At 57.3% G+C, this 17,902-nt stretch carries 14 protein-coding genes and 3 tRNA genes; 9 read left to right on the top strand and 8 right to left on the bottom strand.

The genetic code is table 11. From position 1 onward, the window contains the following. Positions 1 to 37 precede the first annotated feature (37 nt). Positions 38 to 940 carry a LysR family transcriptional regulator gene (locus tag ACR0FB_RS00600; RefSeq protein ID WP_152457867.1) on the bottom strand — a complete coding sequence of 301 codons (903 nt, stop codon included), beginning with the start codon at positions 938 to 940 and terminating at the stop codon, positions 38 to 40. Between the two features lie 104 nt (positions 941 to 1,044). On the opposite strand from ACR0FB_RS00600, the gene ACR0FB_RS00595 reads away from it, so the two are divergent. Both ACR0FB_RS00595 and ACR0FB_RS00590 read left to right on the top strand, forming a co-directional pair. Next, complete coding sequence (locus ACR0FB_RS00595; protein ID WP_480619291.1) at positions 1,045 to 2,544, top strand: CoA-acylating methylmalonate-semialdehyde dehydrogenase; 1,500 nt, start codon at positions 1,045 to 1,047, stop codon at positions 2,542 to 2,544. Positions 2,545 to 2,733: 189 nt separating this feature from the next. Further along, entirely contained in the window at positions 2,734 to 3,333 is a 600-nt protein-coding gene (locus ACR0FB_RS00590) for a L,D-transpeptidase (RefSeq protein ID WP_171632735.1), read from the top strand. Positions 3,334 to 3,401: 68 nt separating this feature from the next. Here the strand turns inward: ACR0FB_RS00590 and ACR0FB_RS00585 are convergent, their stop codons facing one another. Beyond that, positions 3,402 to 3,878 carry a fasciclin domain-containing protein gene (locus ACR0FB_RS00585; protein ID WP_152457864.1) on the bottom strand — a complete coding sequence of 159 codons (477 nt, stop codon included), beginning with the start codon at positions 3,876 to 3,878 and terminating at the stop codon, positions 3,402 to 3,404. A gap of 71 nt (positions 3,879 to 3,949) precedes the next feature. Continuing rightward, the gene (locus ACR0FB_RS00580; RefSeq protein WP_480619289.1) at positions 3,950 to 4,801 is read right to left on the bottom strand and encodes a class I SAM-dependent methyltransferase; all 852 of its coding nucleotides are present in this window, start codon (positions 4,799 to 4,801) and stop codon (positions 3,950 to 3,952) included. A gap of 137 nt (positions 4,802 to 4,938) precedes the next feature. Here ACR0FB_RS00580 and ACR0FB_RS00575 point away from each other — a divergent pair, with 137 nt between their 5' ends. The 5 genes from ACR0FB_RS00575 (at position 4,939) to ACR0FB_RS00555 (ending at position 9,665) form a co-directional block, all read left to right on the top strand. Next, on the top strand, positions 4,939 to 6,054 hold the full coding sequence (locus tag ACR0FB_RS00575; protein ID WP_480619287.1) for a carboxylate-amine ligase: 1,116 nt from the start codon (positions 4,939 to 4,941) through the stop codon (positions 6,052 to 6,054). A gap of 112 nt (positions 6,055 to 6,166) precedes the next feature. After that, entirely contained in the window at positions 6,167 to 7,309 is a 1,143-nt protein-coding gene (locus ACR0FB_RS00570; RefSeq protein WP_171632745.1) for an acyl-CoA dehydrogenase family protein, read from the top strand. A 7-nt stretch (positions 7,310 to 7,316) separates the two neighbouring features. Next, positions 7,317 to 8,357: an enoyl-CoA hydratase/isomerase family protein gene (locus ACR0FB_RS00565; RefSeq protein WP_209833244.1), complete on the top strand. Its 1,041-nt coding sequence runs from the start codon at positions 7,317 to 7,319 to the stop codon at positions 8,355 to 8,357. A gap of 3 nt (positions 8,358 to 8,360) precedes the next feature. Then, positions 8,361 to 9,233: a 3-hydroxyisobutyrate dehydrogenase gene (gene mmsB, locus ACR0FB_RS00560; RefSeq protein ID WP_480619285.1), complete on the top strand. Its 873-nt coding sequence runs from the start codon at positions 8,361 to 8,363 to the stop codon at positions 9,231 to 9,233. A 108-nt stretch (positions 9,234 to 9,341) separates the two neighbouring features. Beyond that, positions 9,342 to 9,665 carry a hypothetical protein gene (locus ACR0FB_RS00555; RefSeq protein WP_171632755.1) on the top strand — a complete coding sequence of 108 codons (324 nt, stop codon included), beginning with the start codon at positions 9,342 to 9,344 and terminating at the stop codon, positions 9,663 to 9,665. A 16-nt stretch (positions 9,666 to 9,681) separates the two neighbouring features. Here the strand turns inward: ACR0FB_RS00555 and uvrA are convergent, their stop codons facing one another. The 3 genes from uvrA to ACR0FB_RS00540 all read right to left on the bottom strand — a co-directional run bounded on the left by uvrA (position 9,682) and on the right by ACR0FB_RS00540 (position 12,915). Then, entirely contained in the window at positions 9,682 to 12,540 is a 2,859-nt protein-coding gene (gene uvrA, locus ACR0FB_RS00550; RefSeq protein ID WP_480619283.1) for an excinuclease ABC subunit UvrA, read from the bottom strand. A 177-nt stretch (positions 12,541 to 12,717) separates the two neighbouring features. Continuing rightward, positions 12,718 to 12,794, bottom strand: a tRNA-Asp gene (locus tag ACR0FB_RS00545). A gap of 44 nt (positions 12,795 to 12,838) precedes the next feature. After that, positions 12,839 to 12,915: transfer RNA gene (locus ACR0FB_RS00540), tRNA-Asp, on the bottom strand. Between the two features lie 180 nt (positions 12,916 to 13,095). Here ACR0FB_RS00540 and ACR0FB_RS00535 point away from each other — a divergent pair. Together ACR0FB_RS00535 and ACR0FB_RS00530 are read left to right on the top strand one after the other, a co-directional pair. Continuing rightward, positions 13,096 to 13,170 (top strand) — tRNA-Val (locus ACR0FB_RS00535). Between the two features lie 112 nt (positions 13,171 to 13,282). Further along, positions 13,283 to 14,869, top strand: coding sequence for an APC family permease (locus ACR0FB_RS00530; RefSeq protein ID WP_480619281.1), 1,587 nt, complete (start codon positions 13,283 to 13,285; stop codon positions 14,867 to 14,869). Between the two features lie 45 nt (positions 14,870 to 14,914). Here the strand turns inward: ACR0FB_RS00530 and lon are convergent, their stop codons facing one another. Further along, the gene (lon, locus tag ACR0FB_RS00525; RefSeq protein WP_171723349.1) at positions 14,915 to 17,323 is read right to left on the bottom strand and encodes an endopeptidase La; all 2,409 of its coding nucleotides are present in this window, start codon (positions 17,321 to 17,323) and stop codon (positions 14,915 to 14,917) included. A gap of 223 nt (positions 17,324 to 17,546) precedes the next feature. Further along, positions 17,547 to 17,741: a DUF6636 domain-containing protein gene (locus ACR0FB_RS00520; RefSeq protein ID WP_480619279.1), complete on the bottom strand. Its 195-nt coding sequence runs from the start codon at positions 17,739 to 17,741 to the stop codon at positions 17,547 to 17,549. Positions 17,742 to 17,902 lie beyond the last annotated feature (161 nt).

The following is a 17,902-nucleotide window of genomic DNA, read 5'->3' as shown; positions in this document are numbered from 1 at the left end:
CACTTATTCCAAAGCGTTGCGCGATTGCCGCGACCTGTCAAGCGTCGGGGCCTGCTTCCAAACGAAGCACTTCATCGCGAATACCGCGTGTCAAGGCATCCGCAAAGCGGTTCAACCGCTCGTTGCGCTGGTCACCCTGATGCCTGACCAGATAGAAGCTGCGCGTCAAACTCACTTGATCCGTCAGGATTTTCCGAAGCCCCGGGTGGAATGGCAACGTGAAATCATGCGCCACGCAAACCCCTGTTCCCAGGCAGACCTGCCGCAGTTGAACCGATACCGAATTCGATGCAAGAGCGACACGGTCAACGCCAATGTCATTCAGGTAGTCAAGTTCCCGGTCAAAGATCATATCAGGGATATAGCCGATCAACCTGTGGCCCTTCAGGTCAGCTATGCTCCGGATCGGATCATGTCGCTTCAGATACTCTTCGGTCGCGACCATGTGCAGCTTGTAGTCGCTGATTTTCTTCACCAGCAGCTGACCGGCGGTCGGCGCACTGACCGTAACCGCCATATCCGCCTCGCGACGGGACAGGTTGATCACACGCGGAAGCGCCAGGATCTGAATGTCCAGATCAGGGTTTGCGTCGCTGATTTTGGCACACACCTGCGGCAGCAGATAGTTGGCACTGCCGTCCGGCGCGCCAATCCGGATTTGCCCGCTCAGGGTTTTCGTTGGTCCTGTTACCGCCCCGGCCGCCGCGCGCATCGCTTCTTCTGCGTGCAGCCCGTGTTCCAACAGCCGCTGTCCCGCCGGGGTCAGAACATAGCCTTGCTGCGACTTGGTGAACAATGTGGAATCCAGCGTCGCCTCCAGGCGCGCAATGCGCCGACCAACGGTGGCCGGGTCGATCTTCAGGATACGACCAGCGGATGACAGGCTTTCCTCGCGCGCGACAGCCAAGAATATCCGCATATCATCCCAGTTTGGGGTCATTTTGATCCCTTTTGCATTTTTGCAAAACTCTTTTGAGACATTGCCTCTGTTCGCGGGATTTCTGCAAGCCTATTCTGCGCGCAAATCTATCGGAGGAGCTATTGATGCAAAACCTGACCCATTTCCTGAACGGCGAAATGGTCGCCGGAACGTCCGGTCGTTTCGACGACGTCTACAACCCGGCAACGGGTGAAGTTCAATACAAGTGCCCGATGGCCAGTGCAGCGGAAACCACCGCCGCGATCGAGGCCGCCGCTGCGGCCCAGCCCGCATGGGGCGCAACCAACCCGCAAAAGCGCGCGCGCGTCATGATGGCCATGGTCGGCCTGATGAACCGCGACATGGACAAACTGGCCGATGCGCTGAGTCGTGAGCACGGCAAAACCATCCCCGACGCCAAGGGTGATTTGCAGCGTGGTCTGGAAGTGATCGAATACTGCATTGGCGCGCCGCAGATGCTGAAGGGTGAGTTTACCGACAGCGCGGGCCCCGGCATTGACATGTATTCAATGCGCCAGCCTCTGGGCGTTGTCGGCTCGATCATGCCATTCAACTTTCCGGCCATGATGCCGCTCTGGCATGTTGGCCCTGCGCTGGCCTGCGGTAACGCCGTTGTTCTGAAACCGTCCGAACGCGACCCGTCCGTGCCCCTGATGCTGGCTGAACTGTTCGTCGAAGCCGGCCTGCCCAAAGGCGTTTTCCAGGTCGTAAACGGCGACAAGGAAGCTGTCGACACCATCCTCGACAGCGAGATTATTCAGGGCGTCAGCTTTGTGGGTTCAACCCCGATCGCACAGTATATCTACAGCCGCGCAACCGCGAATGGGAAACGAGCACAGTGCTTCGGCGGTGCCAAGAACCATATGATCGTCATGCCCGACGCCGATCTGGATCAGGCCGCGGACGCGCTGGTTGGCGCTGGTTTCGGTGCGGCCGGCGAACGCTGCATGGCAATCTCTGTCGCGGTTCCCGTTGGGGAAGAAACCGCAGACAAGCTGATCGAAAAGCTGATCCCGCGCGTCGAAAAGCTAAAAGTGGGCCCCTACACCGCTGGTGACGATGTCGACATGGGCCCTGTAGTAACAGCGGCCGCGAAACAGCGCATTCTGGGCCTGATCAATTCAGGCGTCGAACAGGGTGCGAAACTGGTTGTCGACAACCGCGACTTCAGCCTGCAAGGCTATGAGGACGGTTTCTTTGTCGGCCCGCACCTGTTCGACAACGTGACGCCCGAGATGGACATCTACAAACAGGAAATCTTTGGCCCGGTTCTGTCCACCGTGCGCGCGGGTTCTTACGAAGAGGCCCTTAAACTGGCGATGGATCACGAATACGGAAACGGCACCGCGATCTTTACCCGCGATGGTGATACCGCACGTGACTTTGCCAGCCGTGTAAACATCGGAATGGTCGGCATCAATGTTCCGATCCCGGTTCCGCTGGCCTATCACACCTTCGGCGGTTGGAAGAAATCCATGTTCGGCGATCTGAACCAGCACGGCCCGGACAGCTTCAAGTTCTACACCCGCACCAAAACCGTGACCGCACGCTGGCCGTCTGGCATCAAGGAAGGTGGCGAGTTTAACTTCAAAGCAATGGACTGATCCTACAGTTTCATGACGCTTGAAGCCCGGCCCGTTCAACGGCCGGGCTTTTTGCATCTTTCCGCCGAAAAACCTGCTTTCGTCCAATCGGTCACAGGAAATTCAAATGGTTCACTCTGGAAAAATCCAACCAACACCCATATTTTGGCGTGAACATTGTACTGAGCAGTGAACTTATCGGAGGCAACCTTGTCCCAATCTCGTATAACCCGTCGCTCTGCCTTGCTGGGCGTGGCCTCTTTGGTGGCAACACCTGCCCTTGTTCGGGCACAAAGCACGGATGCTTTCCCTGAAACGGAAGACGCGATCAGTACGCAATTGCCGGTCCGACGCAATATATCGTCCTTCTCGCAACAGAGTTGGCAGGACCATTTCGATGAATTGGGCGTTGGATGCCTGCTGGCCGACATCACCAGCCGCGCCGTCCATTACTGGGGGCCTGACGGCACCTACAAACTGTACCCAAGTTCCGTGCCCATGAGCGAAGAGCTTACCAAACGCGGGTACACGAAAGTTGTGCGTAAAACCGAATTCCCAAGCTGGACACCTACGGCATCAATGCGCGAACGTGACCCTTCGCTGCCACTTCGGATGGAAGGTGGCGATCCCGGCAACCCACTGGGAACCCGCGCCATGTATCTGGGTTGGCCTGCCTATCTTGTCCATGGCACGCACGACACGCGCAAGATCGGTCGTCAGAGCTCGTCAGGTTGCATTGGCCTGTACAACCAGCATGTCGAAGAGCTGTATCCGCTGGTAAAAGTTGGCACACAGGTTCGACTGGTCTGATCCACCCTCTCTGAAACGCAAAAGCCCCGGTCGGTCGCCGGGGCTTTCTTGTCTTCGGAAGACGGCATTTATTCCGGCAGGATTACCGCGTCGACGACGTGGATGACGCCATTGCTGGCTTCAATGTCGGCCTGAACGACCTTGGCGTCGTTCACTTTCACGCCGTTTTTGGCGTTTACGCTCAGCCGGTCGCCCTGAACAGTCAGAACCTTGGCGCGTTTGCCGGCGATATCTCCAGACATAACCTTGGCCGGTACCACGTGATAGGTCAGAATCGCGACCAGTTGATCCTTGTTTTCTGGTTTCAAAAGCGTCTCGACAGTGCCTTCAGGAAGCGCAGCAAAGGCTTCGTCTGTGGGTGCAAATACCGTGAACGGACCATCCCCTTTCAGGGTGTCAACCAAGCCTGCAGCCTGAACGGCGGCCACCAGAGTATTGAACGACCCGGCGGCAACGGCGGTGTCGACGATATCAGCGGCCTGAGCTTTGAGCGGCATAGCAAAAGCAAGTGCGGCGGCTGCGCCCATGAATGTACGACGGAACATAGCTGTCTTCTCCTCTCCAGCGTGTTATGGAAAGGTTTACGGACCTTTTGCCGCAATGGATCACTTTGGTTTCAGTTTTCTTTGAGCTGCACCCAGATGCTTTGCGCCCGCCCCTCGGCCAGGAACGGCAAGGCAACAACGGCATCAGGCCGATCCTGTTGCAGGTAATACCCCGGCCAAAGCATTGAATACGCGCCAGATTGCAGCAAGCTGTGCAATACGTACTGCTCTCCCCAGCCTGGGCAATCATAGAAGAAGCGCTTGGGATATTCGTAGGGCAAAAAAACATCGTGAACGTGGATCACCACCCCGGGATTCAGAGACGGTATAATGCGGCAGAACAGATGTGCGACATCGTTGCTCATCCGCACAACATGGCTGGAGTCGATGAACAGAATGTCTCCAGCCTCCAGCTCTGCGAATAGCGCCGGGTCAGTTTCTTCAAGACGTTTTTGTTCGAACCGGTCGACCACATGGGCAATATCGGCGCGAGGGTACGGATCAATCGCGGTAATGGTGGTATCCAGATTGCCATCGATGATTGCCTGACGGGACACACGGGTGGAATTACCGCATCCGACCTCTATCACGCGTTTGGGCTGAAAACGGCGGATCATCAGATACAATGCATCCGCATCCGGGCTGTCATAGTAACCATTGCCGGTACGATAACCGGTCTGGTTGCGTGCGGGATCTTTCAGCGCCTCCAGGGCAGCTTTGTGACGCTCGTATTCCGCCACAAGTTGAGAGATGTCGAACCCCTCCATCCCTGGCGACAAAGCATAAGCGGGGCGCGTCAACCCACCCGCCGCTTCGAAGGCTTCCAGCCGCGCCCGTTCATCCTGTTCCGTAACTATGTCGACCAGTTTCACCCCCAATTCTTCAAGGGCGGCATTGATCTTCGGGAATTTTCTGGGTTTCAAGGCGCTGGCTCCGCGATCTGTGATGCAATGTTCCTTACCGTTGCGAACCGTTTCTCTGCAAGGGCAAGCCTGTCAAACCCTTGGCAAAACGTAAATTTCCGTATTCACTGATGGAACGGACAACTGTGAGGGGCCCCATGCAGCAGGAATTTACACTCGGGATCGAAGAAGAATACCTGTTGGTGGATCGTGACAGCCTGCAATTGTCCGAAGCCCCCGAAGCGCTGATGGCGGCCTGCCAAAGCGATTTCGAAGGTCAGGTCAGCCCCGAGTTCCTGCAATGTCAAATCGAGGTTGGAACCAGACCACACGCCACGGTCGCTTCGGCGCGCGAAGACCTGAAGCGGCTGCGGTCATGCGTTTCGAAACGGGCCGCCGAATACAACCTGTCCCCTATCGCCGTCTCGTGCCACCCGTTCGCCAACTGGAAGGATCAACACCACACCCGGAAAGAACGGTATGACGCGCTGCAACATGCATTGGGCGGCGTTGCCCGGCGGATGCTGATCTGCGGGATGCATGTACATGTCGGGGTCGAGGACCCTGCCCTGCGTGCCGATCTAATGCCGCAACTGTCATACTTTCTTCCTCATCTTCTGGCGTTGTCCACGTCTTCGCCCTATTGGAACGGCGAGGATACCGGCCTGTCTTCATACCGGCTGACGGTGTTCGACAACCTGCCCCGCACCGGGCTGCCGCCCGTGTTCGCCAGCTGGAGCGAGTATGAACGGAACACAGGCATTCTGGTCGAGCTTGGGGTCATCGAAGACACCACAAAGATCTGGTGGGATCTGCGCCCCTCACATCGTTTCCCAACTTTGGAAACGCGGATCATGGATGTTCAACCCCGTCTGGAGCACACTTTGTCGTTGGCGGCACTGGTTCAGGCATTGACCCGGATGCTGTGCCGTCTGAAAGACCGCAACCTGCGCTGGCGGCAATATGATCGTTTCCTGATCGGTGAAAACCGCTGGCGCGCACAGCGCTACGGAGTGGGTGAAGGGCTGATCGATTTCGGCGACCGGTCAGTCAAACCCATGTCTGAACTGATCGGCGACCTCATGGGGTTGTTGGCAGAAGACACCGAAGCACTTGGCACGATGACCGAGCTTGCACAGCTCAGGCAGATTGCTGAAAACGGCACTTCCGCCACGCGCCAACGCCGTATTCATGCCGAGGCATCAGCGCGCGGTGATGATCCCGGCCAAGCCGTCGTGCGCCACCTGATCGAGGAATTTCACGCCGATCTCTGAACGTTTCCGGCTTGCGACCCGTTTCAACCGACTCATTGTTGCGCCTGCAAAATTTCTGTAAGAATTCAGAAATAAACAACCGTTCAATTCATTGCCGACGGGAGGGAGCGTCATGGATTTCGCACTCAGCGAGGAGCAAACAGCCATATTCGACATGGCGCACGCGTTCGGGCAGGAAAACATCGCCCCCTTTGCGCGCCAGTGGGAGGCGGACGGAACCATTCCCAAAACCTTGTGGCCCCAGATAGGCGAGCTTGGTTTCGGCGCGCTTTACGTATCCGAGGAAAGCGGAGGGTCAAATCTGACCCGCCTGGATGCCACGCTGGTTTTCGAGGCGCTGTCGATGGCCTGCCCCTCAGTCGCCGCCTTCCTGTCGATCCACAACATGTGCGCCAAGATGTTGGACAATTTCGCGGATGATGACCTAAAGGCGCGCATCATGCCGGATGTTCTGAGCCTGAATACGGTTCTGAGCTATTGCCTGACCGAGCCCGGTTCCGGCTCTGACGCGGCGGCCTTGAAAACCCGCGCCGAACGCACCAACGAAGGATATACGTTGAACGGTACCAAGGCGTTCATCTCGGGCGGTGGCTATTCGGATGCCTATGTTTGCATGGTACGCACCGGTCAGGACGGGCCCAAGGGGATCTCGACCGTCTATGTCGAGGACGGCACGCCGGGGCTCAGCTTTGGGGCGCTGGAACAGAAAATGGGCTGGAAAAGCCAACCCACTGCGCAGGTTCAATTCGACGACTGCAAAATTCCCGCTGGCAACCTCGTGGGCACCGAAGGCGACGGCTTCAAATACGCGATGATGGGCCTCGATGGCGGACGTCTCAATATCGCGGCCTGTTCTCTTGGGGCTGCTCAGGCCGGGCTGGATATGACCCTGCAATACATGTCCGAGCGCAAGGCGTTCGGCCAATCCATCGATCAGTTCCAGGCCCTTCAGTTCCGTCTGGCGGATATGGAGATCGAATTACAGGCGGCACGCACCTTCCTGCGTCAGGCGGCGTGGAAACTGGACAACGGCGCGCCCGATGCCACGAAATTCTGTGCGATGGCGAAGAAATTCGTAACCGAAACCGGGTCGAAGGTGGTGGATCAGTGCCTGCAACTGCATGGCGGGTACGGATATCTTGCGGATTACGGCATCGAAAAGCTTGTGCGCGATCTTCGCGTGCATCAGATTTTGGAAGGCACGAACGAGATTATGCGCGTGATCGTCGCGCGTCAAATGCTCGCCAATCGCTGAGGCCCCGATGTCAGACATTGAAATCCGCACCACAGGCCGTGCCGGTCGTATCACCCTCACCCGTCCCCAAGCGCTGAACGCGTTGAGCTATGACATGTGCATGGCCATCGACACGGCGATGCGCAACTGGCGGGAAGACGATGCCGTTGACCTGATCGTTCTGGACGCCGAGGGGGAAAAAGCCTTTTGTGCAGGGGGCGACATCGCCGAACTTTATGAAACGGGCACCAAAGAAGATTATGCGTATGGTCAGAAGTTCTGGCGGGACGAATATCGTCTGAATGCCCTGATCTTCGAATATCCCAAACCAGTCATCAGTTTTCTTCAGGGGTTTACCATGGGCGGGGGTGTCGGCATCGGCTGCCATGGCAGCCACCGTGTCGTCGGAGAAAGCTCCAGGATTGCCATGCCCGAATGCTCGATTGGCTTGATTCCGGATGTCGGCGGGTCACTGATGCTGGCCCTCGCACCGGGGCGGCTGGGTGAATTCCTTGGGACTACGGGCTTCAGGATGGGGCCTGCGGACGCGATCTTTGCGGGGTTTGCCGACCATTTCATCCCGCAATCGCAATGGTCTGATCTGATCGAAATTCTGGAAGCGTCTGGAAATGCGAAACTGGTGGCCGAACATGCCGAAACACCACCCAATGGTGAATTGGCAGGGGTGCTGACGGAAATCGACAAACATTTTTCCGGTGAAACTCTGGGCGACATCCTGATCAGCCTGCGCAATGACGATCAGGAATTTGCAGACAAAACTCTGGAAAAAATAATGAAAAACGCGCCGCTTTCCGTGGCCTGCACGATCGAGATGCTGCACCGTCTGCGTGGCCCCTCTCTGACCATGCGGCGCGCGTTGGAGATGGAATACCGCTTTACCCACCGGGCGATGGAACATGGTGATTTTCTGGAAGGTATCCGCGCGCAGATCATAGACAAAGACCGCAACCCGAACTGGCAGTTTTCCGATACGGACGTCCCCCTGGTGGCCGTCTCGAAAATGTTGCAGCCATTGGGTGCGGACACCCTGACATTCGAGGAGGACTGAGAGATGCAGATCGGGTTCATAGGGCTGGGAAACATGGGGGCGCCCATGGCGGCCAACCTGGTAAAGGCTGGCCATCAGGTTCTCGGATTCGACACGGCCGGTGTTGCCGTTGACGGGGTGACTCAAGCCGATACCGCGATAGAAGCCGTCGCCTCTGCCGATGCAGTCATAACCATGCTGCCGAATGGCGCCATCCTGCGGGCCGTTGCAGATCAGATCATTCCCGCCATGGCGAAGGGTGCCGTGCTGATCGATTGCTCGACAGTTGACGTGGACAGTGCACGCGCAGTCGCGGAACAGGCCAGCGGCGTCGGTCTGATGTTCGTGGACGCACCGGTTTCGGGGGGTGTCGGCGGCGCGGCAGGTGGCACCCTGACATTCATGGCCGGCGGGTCAGACGACGCATTTGCAAAGGCGGCTCCTCTGTTCGACATCATGGGGCAGAAAGCGGTTCACTGTGGCGAAGCCGGAGCCGGCCAAGCCGCCAAGATCTGCAACAACATGATCCTCGGAGTGACCATGATCGCCACGTGCGAGGCCTTTGCCCTGGCCGACAAACTGGGTCTGGACCGCCAAAAGATGTTCGATGTGGTAAGCACCTCATCCGGATACAGCTGGACAATGAACGCCTATTGCCCTGCCCCGGGCGTTGGCCCGCAAAGCCCAGCCGACAATGACTATACTCCTGGATTTGCAGCCGAGTTGATGCTGAAGGACCTGCGCCTCAGCCAACAGGCCGCAACCAGTGCGGATGCGGATACACCGATGGGACAGGCCGCGACTGCTCTTTACGAGCAATTCGTCGAGACCGAAGACGGCAAGGGACGCGATTTCAGTGCCATGTTGCCACGGTTCGAAAAACGCGGACGTGAATAAGACAACTGGCGGCATCTTGCCCAACGATTTGACAGATATTGGGCAAGTGACCATCTAGGCAGTCATGAACAAATGGCCCCGGCTGGCCAAATCGCAAAGGAAGGCGACATGACGAGATTCTTGGTGACGACGGCAACTCTGGCGGCTTTGGCCCTTTCCCCGGTTGCCGCGGCGGCAAAGAACAAGGCCGGGCATTGCCCTCCGGGTCTGGCCAAGAAATCCGTTCCCTGTGTGCCGCCTGGTCAGGCTAAGAAAATCTACCGAGATGGAGACTTCATTACCAACGACTACCGTTGGATCAATGACCCCTATCGCTATGGGTTGAACCGAAACTATTCATATGTCCGTGCAGGTGATTACGTGTACCGGGTCGACCCCGAGACACGCAAAGTCCTGAACCTGATCGGCGCGATCGCAGATATTCTGAACTGAGGCCGCGTCTGGGCAGTTATTCTGCCGCGACGCGCGCGCCTTTCAGCATCGGCTTCAGGTATCGCCCGGTGTGGCTGCGTTCAACATCGACTATGTCTTCCGGTGTTCCGGTGGCGACGATTTCGCCACCGCCATCACCACCTTCAGGTCCAATGTCGATGATATGATCCGCGGTTTTGACCACATCCAGATTATGTTCGATCACCACGACGGTATTGCCCTGGTCGACCAATTCATGCAGCACTTCCAACAGCTTGCGTACATCTTCGAAATGCAGACCCGTGGTCGGCTCGTCCAGAATATAGAGCGTCCGCCCGGTTGATCGTTTCGACAGTTCCTTGGACAGTTTCACGCGCTGCGCCTCACCACCCGACAGCGTGGTCGCCTGTTGACCCACCTTGATATAGCCAAGACCAACGCGGGCCAGCGCATCCATCTTGTCTCGGATCGAGGGCACGGCCTTGAAGAACTCCTGCGCATCTTCCACCGTCATATCAAGCACATCCGCAATGGACTTGCCCTTGAACTTGATCTCGAGCGTCTCGCGATTGTACCGCGCGCCCTTGCAGGTTTCGCAGGTGACATAGACGTCGGGAAGGAAGTGCATCTCGATCTTGATGACGCCGTCCCCCTGACAGGCCTCACAGCGGCCGCCCTTCACGTTGAAGCTGAAACGGCCCGGCTTGTATCCCCGCGCTTTCGCCTCGGGCAGCCCGGCGAACCAGTCGCGGATCGGGGTGAAGGCCCCGGTATAGGTTGCCGGATTCGATCGCGGAGTCCGCCCGATCGGGCGCTGGTCGATATCGATGACCTTGTCCAGATGCTCCAAACCCTTGATGGTCTCACACGGCGCAGGCGTTTGACGCGCGCCATTCAGGCGCATCGAGGCGGTCTTGAACAACGTCTCAATCGTCAGGGTCGACTTACCGCCACCAGATACCCCCGTGACACAAACGAACTTGCCCAAGGGAAACTCGGCCGTCACGTCTTTGAGGTTGTTACCCGAAGCCTTTACGACCGTTACCTTTTTCTTGTTCCCCTTGCGCCGCTCGGCGGGCACTGGAATCTCGCGTACGCCCGACAGATACTGCCCCGTGATCGAGGCCGCGTCCGCAGCGATCTGCTCGGGCGTGCCGTGGCTGACCACCTGCCCGCCATGCACACCCGCACCGGGGCCAATGTCGAACACATAATCGGCTTCGCGGATGGCTTCCTCGTCATGTTCGACAACAATCACGGTGTTGCCCTGATCACGCAGATTCTTGAGCGTACCAAGCAACCGGTCATTGTCACGCTGGTGCAAGCCGATCGAGGGCTCGTCCAATACGTAAAGCACCCCGGTCAGGCCTGATCCGATCTGGCTTGCCAGACGAATGCGCTGACTTTCGCCGCCTGACAGGGTTCCACTTGAACGAGACAGCGTAAGGTATTCCAAACCAACATTATTCAGGAATCCCAGCCGCTCGCGGATTTCCTTCAGAATGGCCCGGGCGATCTCATTCTTCTGAGCGCTCAGATGGTTCGGAGCATCCTCGATCCAGGCAAGCGCTTCGCGGATGGACATTTGCACCACCTGACCGACATGCAGTCCCGCGATCTTCACGGCCAAGGCTTCGGCGCGCAGACGATACCCTTCGCAGGTGCCGCACGGGCGGTTGTTTTGGTACCGTTCGAATTCCTCGCGTATCCACGCGCTATCCGTTTCGCGATAACGCCGTTCCATATTCGGAATCACGCCTTCGAAGCTGCGTGTCACCTGGTACACGCGTCCGCCCTCGTCATAGCGGAACTGGATCTCCTCATCGCCCGAGCCCCGCAGGAACACCTGCTGCACTTTGCTGGGCAGGTCTTTCCAGGGCGTGTTCTTGTCAAACTCATAATGACGCGCGATGGCCTCGATGGTCTGAAGGAAATACGGCGACTTGCCTTTCCTCCACGGCGCCAGGGCCCCGTCATACAATTTCAGCGTCTGATCCGGCACCACGAGACGCTCGTCAAAGAACAGCTCGACCCCCAAGCCGTCACAATCCGGGCAGGCTCCGAATGGCGCATTGAACGAAAACAGGCGCGGTTCAATCTCGGGGATAGTGAAACCACTGACCGGGCAGGCAAAATTCTCGCTGAAGGTAATTCGTTCCGGCTCTCCTTCTCGTGGGGCGGTTTCCAGAATCGCGATTCCGTCCGCCAGATCCAGAGCGGTGCGCAGGCTATCGGCCAAACGCGTTTCCATGCCTTCACGAACAACCAGGCGGTCAACCACAACGTCGATATCGTGACGGAACTTCTTGTCCAATGTCGGGGGCTGATCCAGCTCGTGGAACTCACCATCCACCTTCACGCGCTGGAACCCCTGCTTGCGCAGTTCCAGAAATTCCTTCCGGTACTCACCTTTGCGGTCGCGCACGATCGGAGCCAGCAGATACCCCCGCGTGCCCTCCTCCATCGCCATGATGCGGTCGACCATGTCCTGCACCTGTTGCGCCTCGATCGGCTGGCCGGTGGCCGGGCTGTACGGCGTGCCTGCGCGGGCAAAGAGCAGACGCAGATAGTCATAGATCTCGGTGACGGTCCCCACAGTCGAACGCGGGTTCTTCGAGGTCGTTTTCTGTTCAATGGAGATCGCCGGAGACAGTCCACTGATATGGTCAACATCAGGCTTTTCCATCATGTCGAGAAACTGCCGCGCATAGGCGGACAGGCTTTCGACATAACGGCGCTGACCTTCGGCATAAATCGTGTCGAACGCCAGCGACGACTTCCCCGAACCGGACAGCCCGGTGATCACCACCAACTGATCCCGAGGGATATCGACATCGATGCCTTTGAGGTTATGCTCGCGCGCGCCGCGCACCTCTACATTCTTCAGCTCAGCCATTTCCGGCCCCCAACAAACAAGTGGTTTAGAGATAGGCGAGCTTGCCCGAGTCTCCAACAGAAAAGTTAGAACATTTAGTGAACGTACAGGTTTTCGCCGACCAAATCAAACGATGGGCATGGAATCGAACAGCTCAATGCCTGGCTATCTGGCGAACTTATGATTTCAAGGGGAAAATGGCGCGGTTGACGGGGCTCGAACCCGCGACCCCCGGCGTGACAGGCCGGTACTCTAACCAACTGAGCTACAACCGCGCATCTATTTCATGGCCTTTGTCCTGGACCAAGGTAGGCAGCGATGGCGCGGTTGACGGGGCTCGAACCCGCGACCCCCGGCGTGACAGGCCGGTACTCTAACCAACTGAGCTACAACCGCCCGCTGCATGTTCATTGCTGAACGTTTGGGTGTATTATGGCCACGGTCGGGCAGCGTCAAGCGGCGTTTTGCAGTTTTTTGTCAGAATCCAATTTTTTGTTTGCCCGCTGTTTTTTGCCCGCGCGAATTGTTCAATTTCCCTTGCAGTGCACTCCCGCGGAAGATATGACCGCATGTCATGGGTGATTAGCTCAGTGGTAGAGCGCTTCGTTCACATCGAAGATGTCAGGAGTTCAAATCTCTTATCACCCACCACTCCCTTTCCGGATTTTCGCTTGGAGCCAGTGGGCTTGCCACGTCGCGCGTTCCACGGCTATCGTGTCCTATTTGGCCTGACAACAGGCCACACGCAAACGCTGAGGTCACCATGACGGGGTTGAAGCGCGACATTGGCCTTCCGGGACTGACCTTCATTTCAGTCGGAGGAATCATCGGTTCGGGCTGGTTATTCGGCCCCCTTCTGGCCGTTCAGCATGCAGGGCCCGCAGCTACGATCTCGTGGATTATCGGCGCGGTTGCCATGTTCATTTTGGCCATCACCTTCGCAGAGATTTCCGCCATGCTGCCCATTCCCGGAGGGATCGCGCGCGTGCCTCAGTTTTCGCATGGCAACATCGTTTCGATGGCCATGGGATGGACTGCCTGGATCGGCTACAACACCACAGCGCCCATCGAAGTCGAGGCCATGTTGAAGTACCTGGCGCCGTATGCGCCTTGGCTGCATACGGCCGAGACAGGTGATTTAACCGGGGCGGGTATTTTCGTCGCGCTGGTTTTCATGCTGCTGTTCGTCGCGGTGAATGCGCTTGGGGTCAAGTTCTTCACGCGCGTCAATGCTGCGCTGACCTGGGCCAAGATCGCCATACCAGTTGTCCTGTCCGTTCTGCTTGTCGCAAGCCGGTTCAACACCGAGAACTTCACACAGCCCGATGGTTTTGCGCCCTACGGCGCGCAGGGTATCATGGCCGCCGTTTCCACCGGGGGCGTTATTTTTTCATTCATCGGCTTTCGCCATGTAGTTGATATGGCTGGCGAAGTTCGAAATCCAAAATTTGCAATTCCGGCCGCATTGGTGTTGTCGATAGTTCTGTGCGCCGTCATCTACCTTGGCTTGCAAGTGGCCTTCATCGGTGCGCTGGACCCATCCATGCTGTCCAAAGGATGGGCACAGTTGAGCTTTGGGGGTGAAGGACCACTGGACGCCATCATCATGTCCGTTGGGCTGGTCTGGTTTCTGAGCCTGCTGAATGTCGGATCCGTGATAGGCCCTTTTGGAAACGGGCTGGTCGCAACCGGGTCGAACGCCCGTATCGCCCTCGCCCTTTCAAAAAACGGGTTCCTGCCCAGACGGTTGCAGGTTTTATCGTCTTTCGGGGTTCCACTGTGGGCGCTGGGGCTGAACTTTGTGATCGGAACGGTTTTCCTGCTGACAGTACCCTTTACCACCGTCATTGCCTTGAACGGTGCGGCCATCGTCTTGTCATTTGCCGTCGGGCCCATCGCCGTGGTTTGCCTGAGAAACCTTATGCCAGATCATCCCAGATCGATCCGAATACCGGCCGTGCGTCTTGTCGCGCTGTCCGCTTTCGCCATCGCCACGTTGATCGTCTATTGGAGCGGATGGGACACGGTCTGGCGGCTTGGTATTGCGCTGATTGTCGGGAAAATTCTGTTGCTGATCCGGTTCCGGGGACGTTTGGATGAAATGGACGTTACCGAGGCCCTGTGGCTTGTGCCTTATTTCTCAGGCCTTGGGCTGATCTCATTCCTTGGGCAATTCGGAGCCGGATCGTTGAAACAGATCCCGTTTGGGTGGGACCTTCTGCTTTGTATCCTGTTTTCGTCGATCATTTTTGTTCTTGCCGTCCGCTCGGCGCTGCCATCGAAAAAATTCAATGAATACATAGCCGAAGAAGAAATACTTGATGCAAAGCAACCCGTCATTGGATTGTAAAAAAGGCAGGGCGTTCGCCCCGCCTTTTTCATTCTCTCAATCTGCTTAGTGCGCAGTGGCCGATGGCCCGGTCGTTTCAGACGAGGCTGCGGCGGCCGCGGCGGCCTCCTCGGCGGCTTCGTCCCACTCAATCGGTTCCGGTGTACGAACCAGAGAGTGCTCAAGAACCTCCGAGACGTGCTTGACCGGGATGATTTCCAGCCCTTCCTTCACATTGTCCGGGATATCCGCCAGGTCCTTTTCGTTTTCCTCTGGGATCAGGACCGTCTTGATACCACCGCGCAACGCAGCCAGCAGTTTCTCTTTCAAGCCACCGATCGGCATTGCGTTCCCGCGCAACGAAACCTCGCCCGTCATGGCGATATCCTTGCGTACGGGAATGCCCGTCAGAACCGATACGATCGATGTCACCATCGCCAGACCCGCTGACGGGCCATCCTTGGGCGTTGCACCATCGGGCACGTGCACATGGATGTCGATCTTGTCGAACTGAGGCGGCTTCACTCCGATCTTGGGAGAAATCGACCGCACATATGACGATGCCGCATCGATGGATTCTTTCATCACATCGCCCAACTTGCCTGTCGTCTTCATCCGACCTTTGCCGGGCAGTTTCAACGCCTCGATATGCAACAGATCGCCCCCGACCGAGGTCCAGGCCAGACCGGTCACGACACCAATCTGGTCGTCCTGCTCGGCCAGACCATAGCGGAACTTGGGCACACCCAGGAACTCATCCAGATTATCCGGCGTCACCGTCACAGTGTCCGCCTCTTTCTTGATGATCTTGGTCAGCGACTTCCGCGCAACCTTGGCGATTTCACGTTCAAGGTTCCGCACACCGGCCTCGCGGGTATAGGTGCGGATTATCTTTTGAAGCGCCTCATCGGTCAGTTCGAATTCCTTGGCTTTAAGACCATGGTTTTTGACCTGCTTGGCGATCAGGTGCTGTTTGGCGATCTCGCGCTTTTCATCCTCGGTATAGCCGGCTAGTGGGATGATCTCCATCCGGTCCAGCAAAGGCCCGGGCATGTTGTAGCTGTTGGACGTGGTCAGGAACATCACGTTCGACAGGTCATATTCGACCTCCAAGTAGTGGTCCATGAACGTGTTGTTCTGTTCCGGGTCCAACACTTCCAACATCGCCGAGGCCGGGTCACCACGGAAGTCCTGCCCCATCTTGTCAATTTCATCGAGAAGGATGAGCGGGTTGGTGGTTTTCGCCTTTTTCAGCGCCTGAATGATCTTGCCGGGCATCGAACCGATATAGGTCCGGCGGTGGCCGCGGATCTCGGATTCGTCGCGCACCCCACCCAAGCTAATGCGAATGAACTCGCGCCCCGTGGCTTTGGCGACCGATTTACCTAAACTGGTCTTGCCCACACCCGGAGGGCCGACAAGGCACAGGATCGGGCCTTTCAGCTTTTTCGAACGCTGCTGAACCGCCAGATATTCGACGATCCGCTCTTTGACCTTTTCAAGGCCATAGTGATCGGCGTCCAGAATATCCTGCGCACGACCCAGATCCTTTTTGACGCGGGATTTGGTACCCCACGGCAAAGACAGAATCCAGTCTAGATAATTGCGCACCACGGTTGCTTCGGCTGACATGGGCGACATGTTCTTGAGCTTCTTCAGCTCGCCTTCCGCCTTCTCGCGCGCTTCCTTCGACAGCTTGGTCTCGGCGATCTTGGCTTCCAGTTCGGCGATCTCGTTCGCGCCGTCCTCGCCATCGCCAAGCTCTTTCTGAATGGCCTTCATCTGCTCATTCAGATAATACTCGCGCTGGGTCTTCTCCATCTGGGATTTGACGCGGGTCTTGATCTTTTTCTCGACCTGCAGAACCGACATTTCGCCCTGCATCAGGCCATAAACTTTTTCAAGCCGCTCGCTGACGCTGAGTGTTTCCAGCAGGTCCTGCTTTTGTTCGACCTCGATGCCCAGATGGCCCGACACAAGGTCGGCCAGCTTTGCCGGCTCGGTGGTTTCACCCACGGCCGTCAGCGCTTCTTCGGGGATGTTCTTGCGCACCTTGGCATAGCGCTCGAACTCGTCCGCAACGGTGCGCAACAGGGCTTCGGTCGTGGTGACGTCACCCGGGATTTCGGTCAGATATTCCGCCCGTGCTTCGAAAAACAATTCGTTTTCAAGAAACTCGGTGATCTGCACGCGCGCCTGCCCTTCGACAAGCACTTTGACGGTGCCGTCGGGCAGTTTCAGCAGCTGCAACACATTGGCCAGAACACCGGATCGGTAGATACCGTCCTCATCCGGGTCGTCTACGCCGGGATCGATCTGGCTGGACAGCAGAATTTGTTTGTCATCCTGCATCACCTCTTCCAGCGCGCGTACCGATTTGTCTCGGCCCACGAAAAGCGGCACGATCATATGCGGGAACACCACGATATCGCGCAGCGGCAGGACGGGGTATGAGGAATTCAGAGGCTCTTGCATGCTCTATCCTTATCGTTGGCAAGACGGCGCTTGTCCCTCATCGAGGCAACATCCGGCCATCTCCTGTCTTGGACGATAAAGGTGGGGCCTCATCGCCCTTTTTCAACCTTACCGCCATGTATCGTGTCGCAGCATGAACCGAGGTTTTCGGGACTGCAAGATGTCCCGGGAACATATCCACCAAAATTAGTGCGACATGCATATGCAATGCGCATATTCACTATCAGAACACCTGCTGCACCGCCCGGGACAGAAAAAAACCGCGGCCACCGAGGTTGCGGCATTCCAGACCTTTCGTGGAAGAGGCGCAGGTAAATCCTCCGAACCGACCGGTGACACCGTATTCCGCACGGTCAAATCCGTCCCGGTTCCGTTTCAGCGGCTGGCACAGCATTTCCACGGGACCGGTGTCGAACATCTGAAAATCATGCCCCCCAGTCAGATTGACAGTTCGCGGGGCGCGGCAACGCCGGAGGGCCGTATCTTTTTATGATCGTGCACCGAGTGTCCGAGGACTCGGCGCCTTCGCCCACCGAGCACTGAGTGTTTTCGGATGGGGTTTCAAAGGTCCAGACATCT

The sequence above is a fragment of the Ruegeria sp. P10 genome (assembly GCF_056534925.1).
This window is presented reverse-complemented; position numbering and strand designations above follow the sequence as displayed.